We start from the raw sequence: 1,909 nt of genomic DNA, 5'->3' as shown, positions 1-1,909 counted from the left end.
GTGATGCCGAGTGGGAGAGGTATCAGGCCGCTACCGCCGGCTGGCGGGCGGCGGTGGAAAGTCACGAGGCCGCTGACCGTGCCCGGCGGGAGACGGTGCCGTTGTTCCATCCGCTGGCGCCCCGGTCGGCAGCGAGCCGGGTCGACGTTTTCGGTGGCACTCGTGACGGCTGGGCGGGCCTGCTGGCGACCGTTGGCTCCTCGGCGCTTGCTTCCGGTGGCGGCATTCTCCTGCTCGATTTCAGTGAGCGCGGAGTCGGCGGTGGTCTGGCCCAGCTCGCGGTCGACGCGGGATGCCCGGTCACGGTAGACGATCTTCCCGCTGATATCGGCGGGCTGGGACTGTTGCACGGTGCGGATCCCGAGGACGCCGCCGAGCTTCTCGCGGATGCCGTCGACGTGGGACGTGGCGGGGGTGCTGATCCGACGCTCCGGGTGCTCGACGCCGAGATACTCGCGGCTGTCGCCACCCGGCTGGAACCACCTCTGACCTTCAGCCGGCTTGCCGCCGGCCTGCGCGTGCTGGAGGGGAACGAGCGGAACGACGGTCCGGGCCTCCTGTCGTCCGCGGAGCGGAACGCCGTCGCCGACCGGGCGGGCGGGTGGCGAGAAAATGAAAGAACCCAGCGGGAAATCCACTACCTGCGGGCCTCCCTGGAGCGGTTGGCCGGCCGGGAGGAAACGGCACCGGCTACCACACCGCGGCCGTGGTGGCCGGTGCCCGGGCTGCGCATCATAGCGACATCGAGCCATGACACGTCGGCCACCCGTAAGGAATTCGCCGACAGGGTGCTGTTCCACATCGTCCTGCACCAGCTCCGCCGCCGCCGTGGTGACGCTTCCCATGACATTCTGGTGGTTGCCGGCGGGGACCGGATGGGACTGCCCGCGCTGGAGGGCATGGCCCGGTACGCGGCCAACGCCGGCATACGTCTGGTGAATCTTTTCGAGCATCTGGGAGAGGGCACCGAACGTCTGATCGGCGCGGGCGACAGCGCCACCCTCGTCATGCGGCTGGGGAACGCCAGGGAGGCCGAGAGGGCGGCCGAGTTCGTCGGCCGTGGGCACAAGTTCGTCTTCTCCCAGGTCACCCGGCAGGTCGGCAGCAGCCTCACCACGGGGGCGTCCAGCAGCACGGGGGGGAGCGTCTCGGTCTCCGAGACCGAGAGCCGCGGCGGTTCGCGCGGGAGGGCTGGAAAATCAAGCAGCTGGAGCCGGTCGGTCACGGTATCCCAGTCGGCATTCTGGGAGAGCACCGAAAGCCTGTCGGTCACTGATTCCCATCAGGACGGTGCGGTTCTGCAGCGGGTCTATGAGTTCAGCGTCGAGCCGACGCAGATCCAGCAGCTCCCGCCGACGGCTTTCGTGCTGGTCGACTCGTCGTTGGGTGACCGCCGGGCGGCACTCGGCGACTGCAATCCCGGTATCGTTCTCCTGCCCAGGGTGGCCTCCACCGCCCGCCCGGCCGTGCCGCCGGTGGCCCGGCAGGGGCTGCCGCCCGGCCAGGGGACGCCCCTCCCGATCGACGGGCCGGATGTTCCGCCGGCTTCCCCTCCCGGCGGCCCAGGTGGCCAGCCCGAGACGATCGACCCGTTCCGGCCGTGGAGCCCGGGGAACGGGTAGCGCGATCATGCGGCCCGCGGCCGGCTAGATCTCCCGGGACAGCGGGCCATAGGGAAAGGTGTCCATCATTTCTTCGGCGGAGAACTCGTCCTGACCGGCTGGCGGGGCGTCGACGGCGAAGCCGCCCGTCCCGTACCGGGCACCACGCTCGGCATAGTGGCCGGCGTCGGGACCGTAGCCAGCGTAATCCGCGTACTCGCCGTCGTCGGTGGCATCGTACTCAGCCCGGTCGCGGTAGTCGTAGCCGTCCAGCACGACGGGGTCGAGATCATCCGGGACGAGGTTGA

1 protein-coding gene and 1 pseudogene are annotated in these 1,909 nt (G+C 70.0%); one reads left to right on the top strand and one right to left on the bottom strand.

What is annotated here, in order from left to right:
- On the top strand, positions 1-1,622 hold a 1,622-nt coding region (locus AC5LUJ_RS10475; RefSeq protein ID WP_493464844.1), incomplete at its 5' end, for a serine/threonine-protein kinase.
- Between the two features lie 24 nt (positions 1,623-1,646).
- On the opposite strand, the pseudogene AC5LUJ_RS10470 reads toward AC5LUJ_RS10475, so the two are convergent.
- Positions 1,647-1,909, bottom strand: a pseudogene (locus AC5LUJ_RS10470) (conjugal transfer protein TraC); the annotation flags it as partial.

The organism is Protofrankia sp. CiP1_Cm_nod3, from assembly GCF_982290655.1.
This window is presented reverse-complemented; position numbering and strand designations above follow the sequence as displayed.